Raw genomic sequence first — 21,135 nt, 5'->3', positions numbered from 1 at the left:
GACACCTCCGCCGGTGACGCAGTGCACCGGTTAACTCCCCGACGTACTTATTATCTGCGTCAAGGCCTGCGGATAGAACCAGCAGACCATGAATAGTTAACGCCCGATGTGCGCGCTTTGTTCCGAAAGCGCCCGGCGCGTCAGACCGGCTCTTGCGTGTGTTTGCGCAACTCTGCCCGGGCCACCTGACGGCGGTGCACCGCGTCGGGCCCGTCGGCAAACCGCAGGGCGCGCTGCCAGGTCCAGGCCATGGCGAGCGGCGTGTCCTGGCTGATGCCGCTGCCGCCGTGCATCTGCATCGCCTCGTCAATCACCTTGAGCGCCATCCGCGGGGCCACCACCTTGATCTGGCTGATCCAGGGCGCTGCGGCGCGGGCGTCGCCCTGGTCCATCATCCACGCCGCCTTGAGGCACAACAGCCGCGCCTGCTCGATCTCGATCCGCGCCTCGGCGATAATGTCATAGTTGGCGCCCAGCTGTACGAGCGGCTTCCCAAAGGCATCGCGGTGCAGCGCCCGGTTGCACAGCAGTTCCAGCGCTGCTTCCGCCTGCCCGACCGACCGCATGCAGTGATGGATCCGCCCCGGCCCCAGCCGTCCTTGCGCGATTTCAAAACCGCGCCCCTCGCCCAGCAGCATATCCTCCGCCGGAACCCGCACGTTGGTAAAACGAATGTGCATATGCCCGTGCGGTGCATCATCGTGGCCGAAGACCTGCATTGGTCGCAGGATGTCGATGCCGGGGGTCGCGGCATCCACGACGACCATGGAATGGCGCCTGTGCTTCGGATCATCCTCCTGCCCCGTCCGCACCATGACGATATAGACGGCACAGCGCGGATCCCCTGCCCCGCTGGCCCAGTATTTCTCGCCATTGAGTACGTAGTGGTCACCATCCCGCGTGCAGGACAGCGCGATATTGGTGGCATCGGAGGAGGCCACCTCCGGCTCCGTCATCAGGTAGGCAGAGCGGATCTGCCCGTCGAGCAAGGGGGTCAACCAGCGGTCCTTCATTGCGGGGGTGCCGTAGCGCTCGAACACTTCCATGTTGCCGGTGTCAGGCGCAGAGCAATTGAAGACTTCTGCCCCCAGCGGCGTGCGGCCCATCTCTTCGGCGAAATAGGCATATTCAACGGTGCTGAGACCCAACCCGCGCGCCGAATCAGTCAGCCAGAAGTTCCAAAGGCCCGCCGCCTTGGCCCGCGCCTTCAGCCCTTCGAGGATCTCTGCCTGCCGGTCAGTGTATTGCCAGCGGTCGCCCTTGCCGATCTCGGCATGGTATTCGGCCTCCAGCGGCATGATCTCGGTTCGGATCATCTCGCGCACCCGGTCCAGCAGTGCAGCAGTCTCCGGCCTCAGCCCCAAATCCATTTGCATGCGCCAGCGCCTCCCACCTCAGCAATCGGGGGGTTTCCCCGCGCCGGCAGAGTTGCTTAGATCCGGTGGGAATGTCCATGGGCAACCGGGGGAGGACCAGCGCATGCACCGCTACGATCCAGACGAGCTGGCCACCTATCTCAGGCAGCATCTGCCTGGTTTCACGACGCTCGACGCGATGGAGAAATTCGGGGATGGCCAGTCCAACCCCACCTACCGTTTGACAAGCGGCGACCGCGACTATGTGCTGCGCGCCAAACCACCCGGCACGCTGTTGAAATCAGCCCATGCGGTGGACCGCGAATACCGGGTGATGTCCGCGCTCTCCGCGACGGATGTGCCGGTGCCGCGGGTCTATCACCTGTCGGGCGAAGAAAGCCCCATGGGCCCGCAGTTCATGGTCATGCAAATGGTCGAGGGCCGCATTTTCTGGGACCCCGCCCTGCCGGAGCTGGACGCGGCTGCACGCACGCGGGTTTACGCGTCGATGAACGAGACACTTGCCGCCTTGCATGAGGTCGCGCCGGCGAACATCGGTCTCGGCGACTATGGCAAGCCCGGCAACTACTTTGCGCGGCAGCTGGCGCGGTGGTCGGGGCAATACCGACAAAGCGCGACAGAGCCGCTGGCGGATGCGGACTGGCTCATGGAGTGGCTGGATGAGGCGATGGTCCCGGATGATGGGACCAGCAGCATCGTTCACGGCGACTACCGCATCGACAACATGATCTTTGCCCCCGACAGCGAGGAGATCGTGGCGCTGCTCGATTGGGAACTGAGCACGCTGGGCCACCCCCTGGCGGATCTGGCCTATCAATGCATGCACTGGCGGCTGCCGCACGCGGGCCAGTTCCGCGGGCTGGGCGGTGTCAACCGCAGCGCGCTCGGTCTGCCGGAAGAGAACGCGTATGTTGACGAATACTGCGCCCGTCGGGGTATCGCGCCGCCGGACAACTGGACCTTCTATGTGGTGTTTTCGTACTTTCGGCTGCTGGCGATCCTGCAGGGCGTTCTGCGGCGGGGGCTTGAGGGCACCGCCTCCAACCCCAAGTACCAAAGCCGGTTGCGTGAAATCATCGTGCTGCTGGCGCGCGACGCGCGCCGCCTCGCCGAAAACCCTGGTGACGCTTCAAGCTAGCGGCGCGCTGTTCCGACCGGCTCACTCACCGGCCATGTCGCGTTTTTTGCTGCCGTGACACGTCCAACGACATCGCCGGAGAGCGCAACCAGTCCGGCCAGGTCTCTCTGTCCGGATCACCCCAGCCAGCACCGCAGCGTCGTCGGGGAATCGCCATCGCCGCTTCAATACCCGGTCAAAAGGCTTTGCTTCCGGACCCTGCAACCAACCCAGCGTTCGGCGCGCTTTACCTTTGTTTCCTGCCTTGTGATAGTTCGGCAAAAGGTCAGCGGCGAGACAGCCACGCCGCATTCCCATTTTCGAGGACGCTTCGATGCCAGTGACGGTTATCTCGGGTAGCAGCCCACTTATCCTTGCAGTGCCACATGCAAGCACGGACATCCCCAATGCCATCCTGGGGCGCATGACGGAGGCGGGGCAGGCCATGATGGATACGGATTGGCATGTGGACAGGCTGGTCAGCGGGCTGGTGGAGGACGCCACAATCGTGCGCGCCAATTTTCACCGCTATCTGTGCAACGCGAATGCCGACCCCCGCGATCTGGCCAAGCAAAACCTGCGGGCAATCGTTCCGGCCCATACGTTCAATGATCAGCCCATCTGGCGCGTCTGGCCGGAGCCGCGCGAGATCAGCAGATGGACCTCGGCCTTTCACGCGCCCTACCACGCCGCCATTGCGGCACAGGTGGCACGGCTGCGCGCGATGCACGGTTTTGCGCTGATCGTCGATTGCAAGGCCAGCCGCAGTGAGGTGTTGTCGCAAACCTCCACCGAGCCGCCCGATATCACGCTGCGTACCTTTCTGGGCGCCGGATGCAATCAGCAGCTCAGCGCCAAGGTGGCTGGTCTGCTGATGCAGGCCAAAGACTACCGGACGACGATCAGCGAGCGCGGCGACGACGCCAGCTGGACCGTTCAGCGGCACGGGCAACCCAAACGCCATGTGCAGGCGCTACAGCTTGTCCTGCGGCTTTCAACCTATCTGACCGAAGAAGCGGACCCCTGGCTCTATGACCCCGAAAAGGCCGAGCCCTTGCGTCATCTGATCGCCCACATGCTGCAGTCACTGCAGGAGTGGCGCCCGAACTACGCCGCCTCTTATATATGATTTATCAATTCTTTATGGCCTATTTCTCATGTAATACTTGAGGCTTTTTGCTCATGCGACAACGGAGACTTCCCGTTTGAGCTTGCGCAAGGTCGCTCCCCAGAACCGAGCCGACAAAAGGACACTCGCCAGCCCCAGACCCACGACGAGACCCAGCCAGACACCGATGCCGCCCATCTCGAGGCGGAACCCGAAATAGTAAGAGCACGGGATCCCCACCACCCAGTAGCTCACTGCGGCCAGGACCATGGGCACCCGCGTATCCTGCACGCCCCGCAGCAGGCCCAGGGCAATCACCTGCGCGCCATCGACCAGTTGAAACAGCGCCGCCATCGCCAGCAACCCGGTACCAATGGCCAGGATTTGGGGCCGCTGCGGCTCGTCTGACTGCATAAAGACGGAAATCAGTGGCTCCGGTACCGTCACGAAAACCGCAATCGTGGCCACGGCCATCGCAAGCGACATCAGGGTGACGACGCGCGCGCCCTTTTCCATATGCGCCGGATCGCGGCGGCCATAGGCGTTGCCCGCCCGAATTGTCGCGGCATTGCTCAGTCCCATGTGCACCATGAAGGTGATCGACGCCAGTTGCAGCGCAATGCCATGTGCCGCCAGCGGGACCGTGCCCAGCCACCCCATCATCAGCGCCGAGGCGGCAAAGAGCCCGACCTCGCTCAGGACGGTGAAACTGATGGGCCAACCAAGCTTGAAAACCCGCGCGAGCATCTGCCGGTCAAGCCGCCAGAGCCGCTGGAACAGCGCGTGATGCGGCAGCGCCAGACGGGCGTAGATCACAATGCCCACCAGTGCGACCCCGTGGGTCGCCACAGAGGCAAGCGCCGCACCGATGATCCCCAATTCCGGGGCGCCCCAGTTCCCGAAAATCAGCGCATAGTTCGCAAGCCCATTGACGATGGCGCTCATCACGGTGATCCAGAACACCACCTGCGTGCGCTCCAGCGCGGCCAGATAAGACTTCATCACCATCACCAGCAGCGCCGGGAGAATGCCGAGGCCAGCGACCCTGAGATAGCTGCCCGCGGCAACGGCCAGCGTCTCCGACTGGCCCAGCAACCGCAGGATTGCTTCGGACCAGATCATCACGGGCATCGCCAATATTGCGAAGCCGAGGCTGAGCCAAAGCCCCATGCGCGTGGCCCGGCGTATCCCGGTTTCATCGCCTTCGGCGTAAAAGGACGCCACCAGCGGCATCACCGCCCACGCAAAGCCTGAGCCAAAGATGAAAAGAACGAAAAAGAACGTCGATCCCAGGGTCACAGCGGCCAGCGCCTCGATCCCGTACCATCCAACCATGACCGTATCGGTGATCCCGATGGCCACCTGGGCGAGGTGACCACCAACCAGCGGCAGGCCGAGCGTGAGCACGGCCCGCATGTGCTGGCGATATGTCATGATCTTGCGCATGACCCTGCCTTACGCCGACCCAAGCGCGCAGGGAAGGGTCAGCGATACTCGGCAGAGGAAAAAACGCAAAGATGCAGGCGTCCGCCCCGTCTCCGGCGATCAAGACCAAATCCAGAAATCGAGCCCAGAAGGCAGGAAACTGCCGATAAATGGTTGATCCGCGGGCACAACCTGCGCAATCTATCGGCGCGGGCGGGACGAGGCCCGCAAGGAGTTGAAGATGAAGAAAAGAAGACCGCTCGCGGCAGTGGCAGCCGTGATCGCGGCCCCCGTTCTGGCAACCGCTGCGCTTGCCAATCCAATCGACCTCATCCGACCCGATGCGCCGGAATTGGCACCCTACGGCACGTCGCCTGTCGGTGTTCGCACGCTGACCCTGACCAACCCTGATCAAATCGACATCGTCAACACGGTCGACGGACTGGAACCGGTGTACGACCGGCCGCTCACGGTCGAGATCTGGTATCCGGCCGCAGCGGGCACAGTGCCGGGCGGTACATACACCAGTCTGCTCCGGGATGGCCGGACGGAAGTGAGCCTGAGCGGACGCGCCGCGCGGGACGCAGCCCCTGCCACGGGCGCGCAATACCCGCTGATCGTGATCAGCCATGGCTATCCCGGCAACCGCTTTCTGATGTCGCATCTGGGCGAAAACCTCGCCTCGAAAGGGTTTGTGACCGTCTCCATTGATCACACGGACAGCACCTACGCCGACCAGGACGCCTTTGGCGCGACGCTCTACCACCGCCCCGTTGACCAGAGCTTTGTACTGGATCAGATGGCAGCGCTGCCGGGGGAGCTGGGGTCGATCATCGACAGCGACACCGTCGGGCTGATCGGCTATTCCATGGGCGGTTACGGTGCTCTGATTTTCGGAGGGGCGGGGGTGACCCAGGCCGCCACCGAATTCACCTGGGGCGCGCCAGCGGGTCTGCTGACCCGGCACCTGGCCGGGTCCGAGACACATGAGGCGCTGATGGATCCGCGGCTCAAAGCGATCATCGCCATCGGTCCCTGGGGTCGAAATGCCGATTTCTGGGATGCCAACGGCCTCGCCGGGCTGCGGGTGCCAACATTGCTCATGGCGGGTGGATCCGACGACGTGTCAGGTTATGCCGCGATCCGCGCAATTTTTGATGAGGCCACCGGCACCGACCGTCATTTGCTGACCTTCGAGCATGCCAATCACAATGCCGCGGCCCCGATCCCCGCACCGGCAGAAGCCTGGGCGCCCGTTGCAGAGCTCGATTTCGTACCCTTTGAGCATTACGCAGATGCGGTTTGGGATACCACGCGCATGAATAACATCGCACAGCATTTTGCGACCGCTTTCTTCGATCTGCATCTCAAGGCAGATCTGGACAAACAGGCTTATTTTGAGCTGACGCCGGATGCCGACGCGGGCATCATCGCGCTCGACGAAGATGGCCTGCCGAGCGAGGATCACACCTATTGGACTGGATTTGCCCCCCGGACGGCAAAGGGTCTGCGCTTTGAGACGCTGCTGAAGGGCGAATAAGCCCCCTTCATTGCACCTGCGTAACGAAAAAACCCGCCCCCTGACAGGGGCGGGCCATCGCACCGCGCAGGCAGTGCAGCATATCTGCTATCAGTTCTTGCGCTTGCGCATCCGCATCGCGCCGAGACCACCAAGCCCTGCCAGCATCAGCAGACCCGCGCCCGGTACCGGAACGGGGCTCGGATTGTTGCCATCATCGTCCAACGCGAGGTTCACGTTGATATCGCCGTGCTTGCCTTGAGCGGAGGCGAAAGCGCTCGGCCCCGTGTAGCTGGAGTCCACCGCTGCCGTCCAGCTGAACCACCCCGAAGCGCCCAGACCGGCGTTCTTGTCATTCGCGCCTTCGCCCAGCTGGAAGGGGATGTCCTCTTTCAGCGGGTCGGGGAACGCGCTCAGCGTCAGTGTCAGCCCGGCCAGATCGCCGATCCCTGTCAGCGTGGCGGACACGATGTCAAAGAAGGACCACGTCCCGTCATAGTTGCCACCGCCGGTCTTGACCTTGTCACCCGGTACATTCGGGTTCCGCAGCGCGTAGCTGACATCGACGTTCATCTGGTAGTTGGACACCGAGTTGTTCTGGATGGTCCCGGTCAGATCAGCGGTGCTGTTGCCCGATGCAACAGCCAGGCTGCCGGCATCAGGAGCGAACTGCCAGTAAGCGCTGGCACCGTTGAAAAGATTGGGCAACCAGACCGAGTGATCATTGCTGCCGGTGGTGACGCTGGTCGCGTCATACAAGCCTTCGTATTGGGTGGCTGCCTGTGCTTCCGCACCGAACAGCGACCCGACGGTGAGCGTCACAGCGACCGCCCCCGCCTTCATCATATCAAAACGCATCTCTCTATCCCTCATACGTTTAACCACACTGGTTACGAGCCTCCGGTAAACCGGATCGGAAAACGCTCGAACCTCCCCTTCCCTGGGGCTTGAAATATTATTCCGTCAAAAACCTTTGCACGGGTCCGACCACCTGCCAACATAAATCTTTGATTTGATGTCTAAATTCACCCATTAGTAGAAAATTAGCTGCCGCCTGACCGCTCGCCCGTCGCCCAACACGCCACCGCAGGACAGAATCGCATCAGGATGACCGCAGCGGGCAGGCTCCCTTTCCCCGCCCGCACCGCTCTGCCATAGTACGCGCAAAGACGAAAAAAGAGGTTCGAGCCCCATGTCAGACGATCTGCTCGGCGCGGCTGCAACGCCTGCCTACGACGCGTCCTCCATCGAAGTGCTGGAGGGGCTGGAGCCCGTGCGCAAACGGCCGGGCATGTACATCGGCGGCACGGACGAGCGCGCGTTGCACCATCTGGTTGCCGAGGTGCTGGACAACTCCATGGACGAGGCCGTGGCGGGCCACGCCAGCCGGATCGAGGTCGAGTTGCACGCCGATTACGCCATCACCATCCGCGACAACGGGCGCGGCATTCCCATCGATCCGCACCCGAAGTTCCCGGATAAATCCGCGCTGGAAGTCATCTTGTGCACGTTGCACGCGGGCGGAAAATTCTCCGGCAAAGCCTATGAAACCTCGGGCGGGCTGCACGGTGTCGGCGCCTCGGTCGTCAACGCGCTCTCCGACAGCATGGTGGTGCAGGTGGCGCGCGACCGGCAGCTTTTTGAACAGCGGTTCTCCCGCGGGCTGCCGCTGGGCCCGGTGGAAAAGATCGGCAGCGCGCCCAACCGGCGCGGAACCACCGTGACCTTTCACGCCGACGCCGAGATTTTCGGCAGTCACCGGTTCAAACCGGCCCGGCTGTTCTCATCCATCCGGTCCAAGGCCTATCTCTTTTCCGGGGTGGAGATCCGCTGGAAATCCGCCATTGAAGACGGCGAAACCCCGACAGAGGCCACGTTTCATTTTCCCGGCGGCCTCTCGGACTATCTGGCCGAGACGCTGGGCAGCGCCACCACCTATGCCGACCGTCCCTTTGCGGGAACCGTCGATTTCCGTGAGAAATTCGGGGCGGCGGGCAAGGTCGAATGGGCCATCAACTGGACGCCATCGCGCGATGGGTTCATCCAGTCCTATTGCAACACCGTGCCCACGCCCGAGGGCGGCACCCATGTGGCAGGGTTCTGGGCCGCGATCCTGAAAGGCATCAAGGCCTACGGCGAGCTTGCCAACAACCGCAAGGCCGGACAGATCACCCGCGAGGATCTGACCTCGGGCGGCTGCGCGCTGGTGAGCTGTTTCATTGCTGAGCCTGCCTTTGTGGGTCAGACCAAGGACCGGCTGTCAACCGAAGCGGCGCAAAAGATGACCGAAGGCGCGGTGCGCGATCACTTTGACAACTGGCTGGCCAGCGACACCAAATCCGCAGGCGCGATCCTCGACTTTCTGGTGCTGCGGGCCGAAGAACGGCTGCGCCGCCGTCAGGAAAAGGAGACAGCGCGCAAATCGGCCACCAAGAAACTGCGCCTGCCCGGCAAGCTGACCGACTGCACCTCAAAGGACCGCGCAGGCACGGAGCTTTTCATTGTGGAGGGCGACAGCGCTGGCGGCTCGGGCAAAGGCGCGCGCAACCGCGAAACCCAGGCTCTCCTGCCCCTCAAGGGCAAGATACTCAACGTGCTGGGGGCGGCCTCCAGCAAGCTCGGCTCCAACGCAGAGATCAACGATCTGTGCGAGGCGCTCGGCGTCGGGATGGGCACGCGGTTTGCCCTCGACGATCTGCGCTATGACAAGATCATCATCATGACCGATGCGGATGTGGACGGCGCACATATCGCCGCCCTGCTGATGACGTTTTTCTACACCCAGATGCGGCCCTTGATCGACGCCGGACACCTTTACCTGGCCTGTCCGCCGCTCTTTCGGCTGACCCAGGGGGCGCGGCGGGTCTACTGCCTCGATGAGGCAGAGCGGGACATCTGGCTGGAGAAGGGCCTTGGCGGCAAGGGCAAGATCGACGTGAGCCGGTTCAAAGGGCTGGGCGAGATGGACGCGAAGGACCTCAAGGAAACCACGATGGATCCGAAGACCCGCAAGCTCATCCGCGTCTCCATCGACGAAGACACCCCCGGCGAAACCGGCGATCTGGTGGAGCGGCTGATGGGCAAGAAACCCGAGCTGCGTTTTCAGTACATACAGGAGAACGCAAAATTCGTGGAGGAACTGGACGTCTGAGGCCGCGGTCGAGCCACGGCTCGGATCGACGGTCCCGCCTGTAACCGGTTGGTGCCGGTCAATCGGCGACGTGTTGTCGAAGTTTTCGCTGGAGACGCCGCTTCTCCGGTATGTGCCGACGCCTGCAGAAGGCCCAAGGCGCTGACCGCCGGTTGGGCTACGCATTCGGCTCATGGCAGCCCCTTCCCGCCCTCGTTTCTGCGGCGCGAAGTACCGACAACACGCGCGGAACTCATGCCGCGTCCTTTGGGGACGTCTGGCGGATTCGAATGGATAACTCCCACAAGCTGAGGCGTATCGGCAATCGCCAGCTAGGATGCGCGGTAATCAAAGCCACAAGGACGATAGACCCGCCACTCACCAGCGACGCTCCGCTCGCGTTCATGCCGTGAACGGCAACCTGCCCTCGCCGATGAGGGGCGTATCGTTCGCGATTCACTGCACTTCTAAGGTATTGAAAATAAGATCTCCCAAGCTCCGGTTGATCCGGCAAACCGCGAGGAGATGTTCAGCCTGTGCCCGCTCACGACGCGGCGTTTAACTGTTCATCGAAGGCCACTGATCCAGGCCCTGAACAGCGCATCATACTGGCCGGACATCGCGCCGATCATGGCGATCCTAGTCGATGGGAATAGCCTCTCCCGTCGGCAGGTAGCCCGCACCCACCCCGCCGAGCGCAAGGCTGGCAGAACGCGCCCCCGAAATCTGCGCCGCCACACGTCCCGCAACCAGCCCGGCGCGCGCCACGGCCACCTCCATCAGCGGAGTGTTGACGCGGTTTGAAACGTGCCACCCACTGTAGACCAACCGCGACAAGATGATGGACGTGCGCGCAGCCCCGGTCGCGAGCCGCCGCTTGCCCGGAACGGTGCGTATCGCTGCTGCCACTCCGACCTGTCCCGAAGACCCCGGGCTATCGTTTCTAAAGCGGCCCCTGAGCGTTCTACACGAAATCTGCGGCGGAGCCGCTTTTGAGGCCCCGGACCGCGGGAAGAAAGGACTATCCCGGGCGAGGCAAGCACCTCACGTCAGAGTTTTGCCGCCGATCCATTGCACAGCCGATATTCATGCGGCATGGTAGTGTTATAAGGTAACGACCCTATATCCCAGCCCACCCCCTTCAAAGGAGCCCGTCCCATGACCGCACGTTACTCCCTGCTTGTCCCCTTCCTGCTCACTGCGGGCACCGCGGTGGCGGAGACCGAACGCCAGCTGGACGCCCATGAGCATGGGGTCGGCCAGCTCAACATTGCCGTGGAGGCAACGACCATCGCCATCGAACTCACCGCACCGGGTGCAGACATCGCAGGCTTTGAGCATACGGCGGAGACGGCGGATGACCGCGCCGCGATTGACCGTGCGCTGGCGCTGCTGGCAGAACCGCTGCGGCTCTTTGAGATACCCGACGCCGCTCAATGCAGCGTGGTGGACCGATCCGTCGCGTTGGAAGGCGATGGTGATGCGCACGCAGACCATGACCATGATCATGACCACGAACATAAGCATGATCACGAACATGACCACGCGGGCCACGACGAGGCAAAAGAGGCGCAGCACACGGAATTTCATGCTGAATACCAACTGGATTGCGCCAATCCATCGGCCATCACCCGGATCGGTTTCGCCTATTTCGACACGTTTCCGAACGCCCGCGAACTGGAGGTTCAGGTCGTGTCGCAAGGCGGCGCGCAGGCCTTTGAGGTAGAGCGCGACGCGCCGGTGCTCGACCTGGGCGGGCTCCTCGGTTCTTGACGCAAGCCCGGCCGATCCTGCAGCTGGACGCCGTCCGCTACCGCTGGCCCGGCAGGTCCGGTTTCGACCTGCAGATCCCTCTGCTGGGGGTGACCCCGGGGCAGACGCTCCTGCTGCGCGGTGAAAGCGGGTCGGGCAAATCGACCCTTCTGTCGCTGCTCGGCGGCACGGTTCTGCCCCAAAGCGGCACCGTCCGGATCCTCGACACCGATATGGCGTCGCTCGGGGCTGCCGCGCGCGACCGCTTCCGGGCGGAGAGCATCGGGGTGATCTTCCAGCAGTTCAACCTCCTGCCCTTCGCCAGCGTGATGGACAACATCCTGCTGCCGCTGCGCTTTGCGCCCGCGCGCCGCGACCGGGTTGCCCACCCGCAGGGCGAAGCGCGCCGACTGTGCAGCGCCCTCGGCCTGCCCGAAAACCTGCTCAGGCAAGGCGCAGGCACACTCAGCGTGGGTCAGCAGCAGCGCGTCGCGGTCGCCCGAGCACTGATCGGTCAGCCGCCGCTGATCCTTGCGGATGAGCCCACTTCGGCGCTGGATGCCGCCAATCAGGGCGCCTTTCTCGACCTGCTCTTTGCCCAATGCGCCGCGCGCGATGCCACGCTGATCATGGTCAGCCACGACGCCCGGCTGGCCGACCGCTTTGACCAGACACTGGAGATGGCCGACATCGCCACCACCGGGCGGCAGGCCGCGTGATCCTGCGGCTCGCCTTCGGCTCACTGATGGCGCGCGCGGTGACCGTGGGCATGACCGTGCTGGCCATCGCGCTGTCCGTCGCGCTCTTTCTCGGGGTGGAAAAGATCCGCACCGGTGCCAAGGCAAGTTTTGCCGACACGATCTCCGGCACGGACCTCATCATTGGCGCGCGCGCGGGCTCGGTGCAGCTGTTGCTCTATTCGGTGTTTCGCATCGGCAATGCCACCGCCAACCTGACCTGGGAAAGTTACAGCGACATCGCCGCGCGGCCCGAGGTCGACTGGATCGTGCCCATCTCGCTGGGCGACAGCCACCGGCAGTTCCGTGTCATGGGCACGACCTCCGCGTTTTTTGAGCGCTACCGCTACCGCGGCGACCGGGCGCTGGTGGTGGCGCAGGGGCAGCCGATGGACGATCTCTTTGACGCGGTGATCGGTGCGGATGTGGCGCGCACGCTGGGCTATGAGGTGGGTGCGCCGCTGGTGGTGGCCCACGGGCTGGCCTCCTTTACCGAGCACAAGGACCAGCCATTTCGCGTGGCAGGCATCCTGGCGAAGACGGGCACCCCGGTGGACCGAACCGTCATCGTGAGCCTGGAGGCCATTGAGGCGATCCACGTTGACTGGCAGGGCGGAGCCCGGGTGCCGGGGGCCGCGACGCCAATCGAGACGATCCGCCAGATGGATCTGCAACCGCAGGCCATCACCGCTGCGCTTGTGGGCACCAAGAGCCCCTTGCAGATCTTTGCGCTGCAGCGCGCCGTCAACGACTACCGCGCCGAGCCGCTGCAAGCGATCCTGCCCGGCGTCGCCCTGCAGGAGCTGTGGCAGATCGTCGGTGTGGCCGAAACAGCGCTGATCGGCGTGTCGGCCATGGTGATCCTGACCGCGCTGATCGGGATGATGGCCACGATCTTTTCCGGCCTCCACCAACGCCGCCGCGAGATGGCCATCTTTCGCGCCATGGGCGCACGGCCCCGGGTGATCCTGGGGCTTCTGGTGCTGGAGGGTGCGTTGATGGCAGCGCTCGGGGCTGGGCTGGGGCTGGGGCTGCTCTATGCCGGGCTGGTCGTGCTGCAGCCCACGATCGATGCCCGCTATGGCCTCTTTCTGCCCCTCACCGCCCCCGGCGCGCGTGAGGCGCTGACGCTTCTGGCCGTGGTGGCCGCTGGCGCAATCGTGAGCATGCTGCCCGCATTCCACGCCTACCGGCTGTCGCTCGCAGATGGTATGATGGTAAAAACGTGACCTCAGGCCCGCCTCAACGCCCGACCCAAGGATCATCAGACCCATGCCGCTGTCCCGCCGTCAACTGATCACCACCGCTCCTGCCCTGCTGGCCCTGAGCCCGCATCTGGCCCGCGCCGCCACCCCGCGCGAGATCACCTGGGACGACCTGATCCCCCCCGGCGTGCCCTATTCCGAGATCATCGGTGAAGGCGCCATCGACATGGTCAACGACACCTGGCGGCCGGTCTTTGATGCCAATGCGACCAAGCTGAACGACGCGCTAGACGGGGCGCATATCCGGATGCCGGGGTACACCATCCCGCTTGATGTCAGCTCGGCCGGGGTGACCCGCTTCATTCTGGTGCCCTACGTGGGTGCCTGCATCCACGTGCCGCCCCCGCCCGCGAACCAGCTGGTGATCGTTGATACCGCGACCCCCTGGCCCGGCAACGATCTATGGGACGCCGTCTGGGTCGAAGGTCAGATGCACCACCAGATACAATCGACCGAGCTGGCCGATATCGGCTATGCACTGACGGCCTCCCACATCGAGATCTACGAGTGGTGACGGTCGAGAGCTAGGACCCGGTAACGGCGTACCAGCGGTAGCGGTCCTGACAACGATCAGGGGCCTGCGTTGCATCGACCGTCGGTGTCCTTCGAGCAGGTGACCCGAGCCGCAGGGCTGAAATGAAAACGCCGCATTGGCGGGTCGACCCATGTCCCGCTGTGCGCATCGTTTCGGAAAACTGGAGCGGAGCCACGCGTGTCGCGGTCCTGCATTTGGTATCCATGAAAACCGGACGAAAACAGGTGGGAGCTTGTTGAGCCCTGATCCTCAAGCCTGGCAGCCTGAACGAAGGGTGAAGGCACCGGGACGCTCGCCTGCCGGTGTCGCCGAAGCAGGCAAGCGCCCTCGCCTCCATCGAGGAGGCTCGGGCGCTGCCCGGCCTGTCGGCCGGGGCGACCAGCACGGGTCGACGGACAACGTCCAATCCTTGCTCATGCAACCGGCGGTCCGAACCAGCCACCACCGCCCGGCTGGGGCATACGCGCTCAAGACACACGAGGGTCCACGGGTCTTTGTTGAAATGTCCTCAACACCACCGCTTCAAGAGTGCTTTTGGTAGTGACGACATCGCTCCCCGCTCGCGCCCTGATTGAGACACGGCGCCGACGCTTCTCTTTTGCCACGAAGAACCACCCGGGAACCGCGTAACCCCCTGTTGTATATGCAACTATAAGCTGAAAGCGGATATAATCCTTGGTGAAGTCACGCAATTGTGCGACCCTTTGCACGCTTTAATATCCCATTTTTTTTACGTCCTTTTATTCGGAGTTTTCAGGTATGAATTATGCTCTTACCGGAGTAGGTGCCGCCGTTCCCAATCAGTCACTCGTCGCGCAATGGAACGAGCTCATGCTGGAGGCCATTCGCACCGGCAGCGCCAAACCCACCGAGACCACCTACCAGCTTTATCTGGCATCAACCGCGATCTATGACGCCTGGGCCGCGCTGGATGAGGATGCCTACGGGCAGTATTCGGAAATTACCACAAACCTCGCAGGCTCCCAAGCCAACAAGGCCGAAGCGGTCAGCTTTGCTGCCTATGCCGCGCTCACCAAACTCTTTCCGGCGCAACAAGCTGCCTTTGACGCCTTTATGGACGAGCTGGGGTACGATCCCGCGGACGCCAGCACCAGCCCGGCGACGGCTGCGGGACTGGGTACGCTTGCGGCTCAGAACGTCTTCAAGGCGCGAGAGGACGATGGCTCCAACGCGGAAAACGGCCTCGCCGACACCAGTGGCTATTCCCCCGTCAACTCCGCCGATCCGGGCACCGGGCGCGCCCCGGGCGGGGATGACTTCAACCCCAACCACTGGCAGCCGCTGCGCGTGCCCACGGGGGTCGTGACCGACGCGGACGGCCTGCCCATCGTTGATGAGACCAACCCCGCCAGCTACGTGGACCAGATCGCGCTGACCCCCCATTGGGGCAGCGTGACGAGTTTTGCGCTGGCGGAGAATGATATGTTCCGCCCCGATGCGCCGCCCAAGCTGGGCGATTTCAGCGCCTACGTCGATGGGACCGGCAAGCTGACCACCGGCGATCAGGCCTACCGCGATCAGATTACCGAAGTGATCGAGATCTCGGCCCGGCTGACGACCGAACAAAAGGTCATCGCCGAACTGTGGGCCGACGGGCCGCGCACGGAATCGCCCCCCGGTCACTGGAACCAGATCGCGCAGGACATCGCCCTGCGTGAAGGTCACGGCATCGACGAGGATGCCAAGATGTTCTTTGCCCTCAACGCTGCCGTCTTTGACGCAGGTATCGCCACCTGGGAGGCGAAATACACCTATGATTACGTGCGGCCGCAATCGGCCATCCGTGATCTCTACTTCGGCGCGACCATCGAGGCCTGGGGCGGTGTCAACAAGGGCCGGCGGGAGATCGCGGGCGAGACCTGGCAGCCCTACCAGAATGTCACCTTTGTCACGCCGCCCTTTCCGGAATACGTCTCGGGCCATTCCACATTCTCCATGGCGGCGGCGAAGACCATTGCCAGCTTTGTGGGCTCGGATGTCTATTACGACGGGACCTCGCTCAGCAACTACGATCTCGATAACGCACCGGGCATTGACCTGCTTGGCGAATACGAGGCCCGCGAACTGGCGTTCGAGGACTTCGGCGGCGGTGCGCCCGTGGTGCTGCGCTGGAACACCCTGACGGAAGCCGCGGAAGAGGCGGGTATCTCACGGCTCTACGGCGGCATCCATATTCAGGACGGCAACCTCAACGGGCTGGAGGTCGGCAAAAGCGTCGCCGCCAACGCCGAGACCCGGTGGGAGGCGCTTTTCTCGCGCGGGGGTGATGATGATATCGACACGGGCCGCGCGGGCGGGCTGACCATTGCAGGCGCGGGCGATGACACGGTCACCGGCGGGCGCGACAATGACACGGTCGAGGGTGGCAGCGGTGATGACACCGTCAGTGGCGGGCGCGGCAACGACACTCTGTCGGGAGGCACGGGCGACGATGACCTCGACGGGGGGCGCGACGACGACACGCTGGAAGGTGGTCACGGCGATGACAACCTCTCGGGCGGGCGCGGCGATGACTTCATGCGGGGCGATGCCGGTGCCGATCTGCTGAAAGGGGAGCTTGGCGACGACCGGCTGCTGGGAGACTGGGGCGACGACGTGATCTACGGCAGCGCTGGCTTTGACGAATTGCGCGGCGGCAAGGGCGACGACACGCTTTCGGGCGGCGACGGCTTTGACATGATCTGGGGCGGAGCGGGGGCGGACAGCTTCCTGCTGAAGAACGGCGAGACGAGCATGGATCAACTGCGCGATTTCGATGCGGACGAAGACACGCTCTTTCTGGTGGGGTTCGCACCCGGGGCAAACCTCGTGCTGCAACAGCAGGCAAGTCAGGTGATGCTGCGCGTGGATGGCGATGAGGTGGCCGCCCTGCGAGGTGTTGACGCCAATGATCTGATCGTGGAGAGCAATATCCTTTTCGTGGACAGCTTTGTCGCCTGACGGAGGGGAAAGAGAGGAAGCCCCCTCACCTCCATCGAGGAGGATCGGTGGCTGCCCGGCCGATTGGCCGGGTGGCATAGCGGCGCGGTAAGGTCCGTTATCACAGCCGTAGTGTCGGAGCGGGCAGTTTTGCCGCCATCAGCCTTGCGAAAGCACGCCCTCGATGGGGGTGGGTCGGCGGCACACGCTCTGCTTACCGACGCGACGACCGGGGCGATGTCCGGACCTCATGCGCAGTGACCGTGCGAGACCATCGGGCCGGTCCTGTGCCTGAAACGTCCCGACGCCACCGCTCATTGCGCCCGCCCGCCCTCAGCGCCCGAGCCACCGCAAAGCAACCTGGCCCGCGCCCCCCGGGCAGGGCCGCAAGGATGCGCCAGCCCTCGGGCTCAATAGCGGTCCGCCTGGGTCCGTGCGACTGTCACGCGCCCGAAGCCAGCTCGCGAAAGACCGCCCCCATGGCGTCGGGCAGATCCTCTGCGATCAGACCCGGTCCGACGACCCGCGCCGCTGCACTGTGCAGCCAGGCCCCGGTTGCGGCTGCGGCAAAGGGCGTCATCCCCCGCGCGAGCAAGCCGCAGATCAGCCCGGCGAGCACGTCACCCGCACCGGCGGTTGCCAGCCAGGCGGTCGCGTCATCGCCCGACTGCAGGATGCACGCACCGCCGGGATCAGCGATCACGGTCGCGCGCCCCTTCAGCAGCACCACGGCACCCGCCCGCACCGCCGCAGCCCGCGCGGCATCCACCTTGGAATAGGCAGGCCCACTCTCCGGCGGGGCCTCGAGACGCGCGGCGATGTCCGGAAAAAGCCGCGCAAACTCACCCGCATGCGGCGTCAGCACACAGGCCCCGTTCACCTCTGGCGCGGCCTCCTGCGCCAGCAGCGTCAACGCATCCGCATCAAGCACCGTAGGCCGCGCTTGCGCCAGGACCGCTGCCAGCACATCTGCCGCGGCCGCGTCCGTCCCAAAGGCGGGCCCGAGGCACAGCGCCGTGATCCTGGGATCCTCTGACAGCTGCGCGGCGAGATCCCGCGCCGTTTCATAAGGCCGCAGCATGATCGCTGTCAGATGTGCAGCCAGCTCCTGCACGGTGTCAGACCGCGCCGCGACACTGACCACACCGGCCCCCACCCGCAGCGCGCCACGCGCCGCCAGCCGTGCCGCACCCGTACGCCCGGGTGGCCCGCTCATCACTAGCGCATGACCGTAGTCAAACTTGTGCCGGTCTCCCGATTTCGCCAGCAGCGCATAAGGTGGCGCGGCATTCTCATGCAGGGACACTTCCGCAGCATCAAGTCCGATATCGCAGACCACAACCTCGCCCGGTTCCGCCATCAGCAGATGCCCGGGCTTGCGGCAATGAAACGTCACCGTCAGCTCCGCCCGGATCGCCGTCCCGAGCACCCGCCCGCTGTCCGCGCAATGGCCCGAGCCGATGTCCACCGCCACAATGCGCGCCCCGGCCACCCCGTTGACGCGCGCAACCACCTCGGCCACCTCGCCGGTGATGGGACGTGTCAGCCCGATACCAAAGAGCGCGTCGATGATCAGATCGGGCGCGCGCGTCGGATCGAACGCGGCCAATGGCGCCACCTCCCCCTGCGCCGACCACGCGGCCTGGGCTGCCGCCGCATCCCCGGGCAACCGGTCCACACCCATGGCATGGACCCGCACCGTCCAGCCCGCCGCACGCAGCAGCCGCGCCACCACAAAGCCGTCGCCGCCATTGTTACCCGGACCGCACAGCACCACGGCACGCCCGGGTGACGCCCGCAGCTTTGGCCAGCGCGTGAACACCGCCGCTACCACGCCGTCGCCCGCCCGCGCCATCGCCTCGGCAGAGCCGATGACCCCTGCTTCGAAACATGCCGCCTCATGGGCCTGCATCTGCGCCGCCGTCATCAACGGCGCCCCATCATCCGTCATTTTTGCTCCAAGATTCACTACTGCACAAAAATAATGCACATCGACTGAAAAACAGGCTCTTCATGTCTAAAAAATCCCCTCCGTCCAGCGCAGGTCCCGCTGGTCCATGGACCCTCCCGGTCCCAGATGGTCTCTACGGCGTGACATGAGCCAGGGAGGCCCCCGATGAAAAAGATCGAAGCGGTGATCAAGCCGTTCAAACTCGACGAAGTCAAGGAGGCGCTCCAGGACGTGGGCGTGCAGGGTCTGTCGGTGATCGAAGTCAAGGGCTTCGGACGCCAGAAAGGCCACACGGAGCTCTATCGCGGCGCCGAATATGTGGTGGATTTCCTGCCCAAGGTGAAGATCGAGATCGTGCTCGACGACGACATGCTCGATGCGGCAATCGAGGCCATCGTCCAGGCGGCCAAGACCGAAAAAATCGGCGACGGCAAGATCTTCGTCACCCCGGTGGAGCAATCCATCCGCATCCGCACCGGTGAAATGGGGTCGGACGCACTCTGACGCGCAGCCCGGAATAGTATCAGTCCAATCAAAAGGGATATAGACAACAATGAGCAAAGAGCTACTGAAGATGATCGACGACGAGGACGTAGCCTACGTCGACATCCGCTTCACCGATCCGCGCGGCAAACTGCAGCACGTGACCGTGATGGCCGACCAGGTGGACGAGGACTTTCTGGAAGAAGGCTTCATGTTTGACGGCTCCTCCATCGAGGGCTGGAAATCCATCGAAGCCTCCGACATGAAGCTGATGCCCGACACCGACAGCGCCTATGTCGATCCCTTCTACGCCGAAAAAACCGTCTGCCTGCACTGCTCCGTGGTCGAGCCCGACACCGGCGAGGCGTATGAGCGTGACCCCCGCGGCACGGCGCAGAAAGCCGAGGAATACCTCAAATCCACCGGCATCGGCGACGTGGCCTACATGGGTCCCGAGGCGGAATTCTTCCTCTTTGACAACGTCAAGTACTCGGCGACCATGAACAAGGTCTCCTACGAGGTCGATGCCTCGGACGGGTCGTGGAACACCGACACCGATTACGAGATGGGCAACATGGGCCACCGTCCCGGCGTCAAGGGCGGCTACTTCCCGGTAAACCCCACGGACGAGTCCCAGGACCTGCGCTCCGAGATGCTCTCGACCATGAAGCGTCTGGGCATGAAGGTGGACAAGCACCACCACGAGGTCGCCTCCTGCCAGCACGAGCTGGGGTTGATCTTCAGCAGCCTGACCAAACAGGCGGATGAGCTGCAGAAATACAAATACGTGATCCACAACGTGGCCCACGCCTACGGCAAATCGGCCACCTTCATGCCCAAGCCCATCGCGGGCGACAACGGCACCGGCATGCACGTCAACATGTCGATCTGGAAGGACGGCAAACCCGTCTTCGCGGGCGACAAATACGCCGATCTCAGCCAGGAGGCGCTCTACTACATCGGCGGCATCCTGAAACACGCCAAGGCGCTCAACGCCTTCACCAACCCCGGCACCAACAGCTACAAGCGGCTGATCCCAGGGTTCGAGGCGCCTGTGCTGCGCGCCTACTCCGCGCGCAACCGCTCGGGCTGCGTCCGGATCCCGTGGACAGAAAGCCCCAAAGCCAAACGCGTCGAAGCCCGCTTCCCCGACCCGTCGGCCAACCCCTACCTGTGCTTTGCCGCTCTGCTGATGGCCGGTCTCGACGGCATCCAGAACAAGATCGACCCGGGCGAGGCGATGGACAAGAACCTCTACGATCTGCCCGCCGAAGAGCTGGCCGGCATCCCGACCGTCTGCGGGTCCTTGCGCGAAGCCATGGAAGAGCTGCAGGCCGACATGGACTTCCTGCTCAAAGGCGACGTCTTCACCAAAGACCAGATCGACGGCTACATCGACCTCAAGATGGAAGAGATCGAACGCTACGAGCACACGCCCCACCCGGTCGAATTCGCGATGTACTACAGCTGCTGATCGACGGCCCGGCGCAAACCTACGGGTTTTCACACGAAACCCGCGGCGTCTGACGCCCGGGCCTTCAAACGACAAAAGGCGCCTCCCCGGGGGCGCCTTTTTACGTATCGACCACTACCGGAACGCCCCGGAACCAACCGGTGCGCCCCACCCGGTCTCCCGCGCGCCGGAGCTCTTTCATCTTGCCAAATAAACTCACGGCGCAACGCCCCCGCCCGCCGGCCATCTCAACGGCGCGCGCCCCTCTCCTGCCCGCAAATCCCCGATGATTTGGTATTTTGAGCCTTCCGGTGCATTCTACCCCCATTAACGCGTCGCGAGAT

At 63.8% G+C, this 21,135-nt stretch carries 16 protein-coding genes; 11 read left to right on the top strand and 5 right to left on the bottom strand.

What is annotated here, in order from left to right; genetic code table 11:
* Positions 1–140: 140 nt before the first annotated feature.
* A complete protein-coding gene (locus tag Q1A53_RS04295) occupies positions 141–1,376 on the bottom strand; it encodes an acyl-CoA dehydrogenase family protein (RefSeq protein WP_299963287.1) in 1,236 nt (411 codons plus the stop codon).
* A 103-nt stretch (positions 1,377–1,479) separates the two neighbouring features.
* Here Q1A53_RS04295 and Q1A53_RS04290 point away from each other — a divergent pair, with 103 nt between their 5' ends.
* Both Q1A53_RS04290 and Q1A53_RS04285 read left to right on the top strand, forming a co-directional pair.
* Positions 1,480–2,514: a phosphotransferase family protein gene (locus Q1A53_RS04290; protein WP_299963285.1), complete on the top strand. Its 1,035-nt coding sequence runs from the start codon at positions 1,480–1,482 to the stop codon at positions 2,512–2,514.
* 313 nt (positions 2,515–2,827) lie between these two features.
* On the top strand, positions 2,828–3,622 hold the full coding sequence (locus Q1A53_RS04285; RefSeq protein ID WP_299963283.1) for an N-formylglutamate amidohydrolase: 795 nt from the start codon (positions 2,828–2,830) through the stop codon (positions 3,620–3,622).
* Between the two features lie 51 nt (positions 3,623–3,673).
* Here Q1A53_RS04285 and Q1A53_RS04280 read toward each other — a convergent pair whose 3' ends face one another.
* Entirely contained in the window at positions 3,674–5,047 is a 1,374-nt protein-coding gene (locus Q1A53_RS04280) for an MATE family efflux transporter (RefSeq protein ID WP_299963280.1), read from the bottom strand.
* 220 nt (positions 5,048–5,267) lie between these two features.
* Here Q1A53_RS04280 and Q1A53_RS04275 point away from each other — a divergent pair, with 220 nt between their 5' ends.
* Positions 5,268–6,566 (top strand): dienelactone hydrolase, encoded by a 1,299-nt coding sequence (locus tag Q1A53_RS04275; protein WP_299963278.1) that lies wholly within the window; start codon positions 5,268–5,270, stop codon positions 6,564–6,566.
* A gap of 90 nt (positions 6,567–6,656) precedes the next feature.
* Here Q1A53_RS04275 and Q1A53_RS04270 read toward each other — a convergent pair whose 3' ends face one another.
* Complete coding sequence (locus Q1A53_RS04270) at positions 6,657–7,403, bottom strand: PEP-CTERM sorting domain-containing protein (RefSeq protein ID WP_299963275.1); 747 nt, start codon at positions 7,401–7,403, stop codon at positions 6,657–6,659.
* A 334-nt stretch (positions 7,404–7,737) separates the two neighbouring features.
* On the opposite strand from Q1A53_RS04270, the gene parE reads away from it, so the two are divergent.
* Positions 7,738–9,696 carry a DNA topoisomerase IV subunit B gene (parE, locus tag Q1A53_RS04265; protein ID WP_299963273.1) on the top strand — a complete coding sequence of 653 codons (1,959 nt, stop codon included), beginning with the start codon at positions 7,738–7,740 and terminating at the stop codon, positions 9,694–9,696.
* A gap of 618 nt (positions 9,697–10,314) precedes the next feature.
* Here parE and Q1A53_RS04260 read toward each other — a convergent pair.
* The gene (locus Q1A53_RS04260; RefSeq protein WP_299963271.1) at positions 10,315–10,584 is read right to left on the bottom strand and encodes a hypothetical protein; all 270 of its coding nucleotides are present in this window, start codon (positions 10,582–10,584) and stop codon (positions 10,315–10,317) included.
* Positions 10,585–10,833: 249 nt separating this feature from the next.
* Between Q1A53_RS04260 and Q1A53_RS04255 the strand changes: the two genes are divergently transcribed.
* The 5 genes from Q1A53_RS04255 to Q1A53_RS04235 all read left to right on the top strand — a co-directional run bounded on the left by Q1A53_RS04255 (position 10,834) and on the right by Q1A53_RS04235 (position 16,925).
* Positions 10,834–11,448, top strand: coding sequence for a DUF2796 domain-containing protein (locus Q1A53_RS04255; RefSeq protein ID WP_299963269.1), 615 nt, complete (start codon positions 10,834–10,836; stop codon positions 11,446–11,448).
* Positions 11,445–12,146 carry an ABC transporter ATP-binding protein gene (locus tag Q1A53_RS04250; protein WP_299963267.1) on the top strand — a complete coding sequence of 234 codons (702 nt, stop codon included), beginning with the start codon at positions 11,445–11,447 and terminating at the stop codon, positions 12,144–12,146. The genes Q1A53_RS04255 and Q1A53_RS04250 overlap by 4 nt, the downstream gene beginning before the upstream one ends.
* On the top strand, positions 12,143–13,393 hold the full coding sequence (locus Q1A53_RS04245; RefSeq protein ID WP_299963265.1) for an ABC transporter permease: 1,251 nt from the start codon (positions 12,143–12,145) through the stop codon (positions 13,391–13,393). The genes Q1A53_RS04250 and Q1A53_RS04245 overlap by 4 nt, the downstream gene beginning before the upstream one ends.
* Before the next feature lie 43 nt (positions 13,394–13,436).
* Entirely contained in the window at positions 13,437–13,943 is a 507-nt protein-coding gene (locus Q1A53_RS04240; protein WP_299963263.1) for a DUF3299 domain-containing protein, read from the top strand.
* 780 nt (positions 13,944–14,723) lie between these two features.
* Positions 14,724–16,925 (top strand): DUF6851 domain-containing protein, encoded by a 2,202-nt coding sequence (locus Q1A53_RS04235; RefSeq protein ID WP_299963261.1) that lies wholly within the window; start codon positions 14,724–14,726, stop codon positions 16,923–16,925.
* Positions 16,926–17,346: 421 nt separating this feature from the next.
* Here the strand turns inward: Q1A53_RS04235 and Q1A53_RS04230 are convergent, their stop codons facing one another.
* On the bottom strand, positions 17,347–18,855 hold the full coding sequence (locus tag Q1A53_RS04230; protein ID WP_299963259.1) for an NAD(P)H-hydrate dehydratase: 1,509 nt from the start codon (positions 18,853–18,855) through the stop codon (positions 17,347–17,349).
* Positions 18,856–19,020: 165 nt separating this feature from the next.
* Here Q1A53_RS04230 and Q1A53_RS04225 point away from each other — a divergent pair, with 165 nt between their 5' ends.
* Together Q1A53_RS04225 and glnA are read left to right on the top strand one after the other, a co-directional pair.
* The gene (locus Q1A53_RS04225) at positions 19,021–19,359 is read left to right on the top strand and encodes a P-II family nitrogen regulator (RefSeq protein WP_299963257.1); all 339 of its coding nucleotides are present in this window, start codon (positions 19,021–19,023) and stop codon (positions 19,357–19,359) included.
* Between the two features lie 49 nt (positions 19,360–19,408).
* Complete coding sequence (glnA, locus tag Q1A53_RS04220; protein ID WP_299963255.1) at positions 19,409–20,812, top strand: type I glutamate--ammonia ligase; 1,404 nt, start codon at positions 19,409–19,411, stop codon at positions 20,810–20,812.
* Positions 20,813–21,135 lie beyond the last annotated feature (323 nt).

Origin of the sequence: uncultured Roseobacter sp., assembly GCF_947496515.1 — a bacterium.
Lineage (GTDB): Bacteria > Pseudomonadota > Alphaproteobacteria > Rhodobacterales > Rhodobacteraceae > Roseobacter.
Note: the sequence above shows the minus strand (reverse complement) of the source record. Positions and strands in the feature narration are given on the sequence as shown.